The sequence below is a fragment of the bacterium endosymbiont of Bathymodiolus sp. 5 South genome, from assembly GCF_900128535.1.
GTDB lineage: Bacteria > Pseudomonadota > Gammaproteobacteria > PS1 > Pseudothioglobaceae > Thiodubiliella.
In genome coordinates this window covers 1-3962 of record NZ_FQTR01000151.1, presented here as the reverse complement: position 1 = coordinate 3962, position 3962 = coordinate 1, and the positions used below count along the sequence as shown (strand labels likewise).

At 32.2% G+C, this 3962-nt stretch carries 3 protein-coding genes; 2 read left to right on the top strand and 1 reads right to left on the bottom strand.

What is annotated here, in order from left to right; translation table 11 throughout:
- A partial coding sequence (locus BBROOKSOX_RS09370) for a filamentous hemagglutinin N-terminal domain-containing protein (protein WP_139661346.1) occupies nt 1-274 on the bottom strand: 274 nt, incomplete at its 3' end.
- Between the two features lie 166 nt (nt 275-440).
- On the opposite strand from BBROOKSOX_RS09370, the gene BBROOKSOX_RS09365 reads away from it, so the two are divergent.
- Together BBROOKSOX_RS09365 and BBROOKSOX_RS09360 are read left to right on the top strand one after the other, a co-directional pair.
- Nucleotides 441-2156, top strand: a complete 1716-nt coding sequence (locus BBROOKSOX_RS09365; RefSeq protein WP_180323958.1) for a ShlB/FhaC/HecB family hemolysin secretion/activation protein — start codon at nt 441-443, stop codon at nt 2154-2156.
- Nucleotides 2157-2428: 272 nt separating this feature from the next.
- Nucleotides 2429-3853, top strand: a complete 1425-nt coding sequence (locus tag BBROOKSOX_RS09360; RefSeq protein ID WP_139661341.1) for a KAP family P-loop NTPase fold protein — start codon at nt 2429-2431, stop codon at nt 3851-3853.
- The last annotated feature ends 109 nt before the right edge of the window (nt 3854-3962 follow it).

Genomic DNA, 3962 nt, shown 5'->3' with positions numbered 1-3962 from the left:
GTGATGTGCCCATGACTTTTGAATTGTTAAGTATTGCCCCTTGATTGCCGACATTAAACTTGTTGTAATGGTTAACTGATACCCCGACAGAGTTAGGGTTTGCAATGTTGATTAAATCTACCCCGTTTGCTGTGGTGTCGATAAATGTGGTTGGACTTTTGGTGGTATCTACAACTTGATTGGCGGCGTACACATTACTTACGCCACCTAATACAAAAGCGTTTAGGTGGCTGAATATTAAAAACAGGGTGAGTGATTTTTTAAGGGTGAGCATAAATATTATTTTAGGTTGGTTTTTTAAAAATACGCTTTATTTTAACCCTAAAAAATCTCATTGGGGAGGGTAAAATACCGGTTTAAATTTTGCAGATTGGTTGATGCTGCAAAAGTGTATAGCAGTTTTATTGCTATTTACATTGAAAAGAGTTATTTGGGGGCAAATGATTAAAAAATTAAAAATTGTTTTTATATTATTGAATTTATTCACCAGTCTTATTGTTATGGCTGACATTAATGATGACATTCAAAGAAAGCAAGCGCAAGATAGGCGGCAGTTAGAACTTGAAAAATCTTTAAAAGAGCGTTTTAAACTCAAAACAAAGCAGCAAGTAATGCCAAGGCAGGAGGTTAAACCCTATATTGCTGGTTTAAGAAAATGCATCAACATTAAACAAATCAACACCTCAAAACAAAATTTAATAGACACGCAATTAGTTAATGACTTTAAACAAGAGCACCAAGGTAAATGCCTTGGTGTAGAGCAAATTCATCAGTTGATTAAAAAGTTGCAAAATATCTATCAGGATAATGGCTTTGTTAGCACCAAAGTCGGGCTTAGCGTTCCACAAACCAAGCTTCAACAAGGCATCTTAGATATTAGTATTAAAACAGGCTTTACAGATTCAATCAACTTTAACTCACAAATTATTGATAATACTGCCTTTGCAAAACAGTTAATTTTTGATGATTTAATTGATAAACCTTTGAATATTAATGATGTCAATAAGCGTATTAATCATATCAATCGACTAAACTCTCATCAAGTAAATTTCGGCATTAAGCCTGGCAAAAAACCATACTACTCCGAGATTGTTATCGATGACAACAAACAAGATTACCAGCCATTTAGTATTACTTTGGATAATTCAGGTTCAAAGTTAACAGGTGTGGAGATGGTAAAACTGAATGCAGATTGGGATGATTTTTTGATTCCACTGTCTAAGTGGTCGCTTAATTATGCTTTTCCAGTAGCAGCAGAAGATGGCGTTAAAGGCTCAAACACTTACACCCTAGATGTGTCTTTTCCATATAGAGATTACTTACTTAACTACAATGCAACCAAAATCGATTATGTCACCAGTCAAGCGTTAACAACAGACGGTATTTTTCATTTATTTGGTAATAGTACAACCAAAAACTTTTATCTAACAAAATCTCTAAACAAGACTAATAAGCAAGATAGCAAAATCAAGATAGGGTTAAGTTTAAGTGACGAAAAAAGTTATTCGAAGGTGCGAGGTACTATAACTAAAAGTGAAGTTAGTTCTAGAAAACTCAGTGTTTTGTCTTTAGGATATGAGCACAGTTTTCAACTGAGTGATAAATCAACGCTGTATTTAAACCCAAGTATCAGTAGAGGCATTGATGCCTTTGACGCACTAAATGATGATGAATCTGGGCTAGATCTTAAAGCGCAATTTAGTTTATTCAAATTCTATGGTTATTATGCAACGCCTTTAGAATTAAACAAAAAGCGATTTAATTTTATGAGCAGCTTAAGTATGCAAATCAGTGAAGATGAATTGTTCGCCGCACAAAGTTTTAGTATTGGTGGGCAGGGCAGTGTTAGAGGTTTTAAAGATGAGTCAATAGCCGCAAAATCAGGGTTTTATATTCAAAATAGTTTATCAACTAACTTAAATCAATGGCTGGGTGAAGCAAATGATAACAGTCAAATAACAGGCACAATATTTTTTGACTATGGTCGTGTTTATCCAAACTCATCGGATTACCAAACCTTATCAGGTGCTGGTGTTTCAATTGAGATTAAAAATAAAGATATTGTTGTTAAATTAACAGCGGCTAAGAATTTGAAAAAACCAAATTCCATTAATGAGAGTAGTGCGAATTATTTTGAGATTAGTTATAAATTTTGAGAGCAGAAATCATTAGAGACTTTTGCATAAGTAGGGATGATTAGCAAAATGACAAGTTTTGCCAACTTGGTGATTTTATGAAATATAGTCATAGCAAAGCGTATGGCTGTGTTTCATAAAATTGTCAAGTTGGTGAAAAATAGCGTTTTGATGATTATTCATATTTATGCAAAGGTCTCATTTAATTAAACCACCCTTTAAAGTGTTTTATCGCTTGAATTCATTAATTAACATACTTATATAAAGCCATTACACAATAAAAAAACCAAATTATGATAACTATCAATAAACCAATAAAAATACCAGATCACGATATATTTAAAAATGACTTATTAGACAGAAAAGGGACTATAGAGGATTTATCCAATTTAATTGTTTCTGATATCCAGCCTTTTGTTTTCAGTGTTAATGCTGATTGGGGTGCAGGAAAAACCACTTTTATAAAATTATGGCAGGCTCATCTAAAAGAATCGTATAAAGTAAAGAGTATTTACTTCAGTGCGTGGGAGGATGATTTTACCAGCGATCCACTAATTGCAATATTAGGGGAGTTGAAGGCTTATATTGAAGAAAACCATAATGAATTAAAAAACAATTTTGAGGATGTTAAAAAAACAGGTGGCAAAATTATTAGAAATAGCTTGCCATTAATATTGAAAGGAGTGGCAGGAAAAGTTATTGGGGATGAGACTGTTGCAAAAATGGTAAGCGATTTTGTAGAAAATTCTACTACCGCACTTATTGACAATTATCAAAAGGAAAAAACAACTTTAGAGAAGTTTAAAAACTCTATTGCCAAGATATTAAAGAAAATAGATAAGGGTCAGCCTTTTATTGTTTTTATCGATGAATTAGACCGATGCAGGCCGCTTTATGCCATAGAATGTCTAGAGAGAATTAAGCATATATTTGGCATTAAACGCTTGATTTTCGTGTTATCCATTGATAAAAAAAATTTAGCAAAATCTATTCAGTCTCAATATGGCAATATAGACACCAATAATTACTTAAGGCGGTTTATAGATCTTGAATTTGATTTAAAAAATCCTAGTATTGATAAGTTTTGTGATGTTTTGTGTCAAAAATTTGAGTTAAACAATATTCTTGAAAATAAAGAAATATCTACTAATGGGGTAAATGAAGGTTACGGTTATTTATTTGCAATGAAAACATTTGCTGCTAGCTTTAAGCTATCATTAAGACAAGTAGAGCAAATTTTCACCAAATTACGAATTATTTTTAGAGTCATTCAGCATAGAATATTCTTCGAACACTTTTTAGTATTAGCATTGTTTGAGTCCTTAAAATCTTATGATAATAATTTATACCTCGGCTTAATAAATGGAAAAGAAGAGGACAAAAAGACAATTAAAGCATTAATAGTAACTATAAAAGATGAGGAGTTGCAAGATAGAGGATTAGAGATGTTTGAGACTCGTATAAGTGCAATTATTGATGCTACGACACTTAGTGACGACCAGTTAAATGATTTAATTAAACAAAAAGAAGAAGAATTATCGACAATAGGTGATGAAAATAGTCGGGAATATTCAAAATTTTACAATTATATTAAATTTTTAAAGCGTTCATTTGATAAATATGACACTTATAGATACAATCAGATAACAAAAACCGTAATAAATAAAATAGATTTTGCTGATAGGTTTAATCTTGATGAGAGACCTTTGCATAAATAGGGATGATTAGCAAAATCCAATTTTTGCCCAATTGGTGATTTCTTTAAACCTTGTCCTAGCAGGGCTAAGGCTGGGTTTAAAAAATCGCCAAGTGGGTGAAAAGTGGGTT

What these genes read in the sequence shown, in the direction of transcription:
- BBROOKSOX_RS09360 (WP_139661341.1), top strand. Translation starts at nt 2,429, where the DNA reads ATGATAACTATCAATAAACCAATAAAAATACCAGATCACGATATATTT.
- BBROOKSOX_RS09365 (WP_180323958.1), top strand. Translation starts at nt 441, where the DNA reads ATGATTAAAAAATTAAAAATTGTTTTTATATTATTGAATTTATTCACC.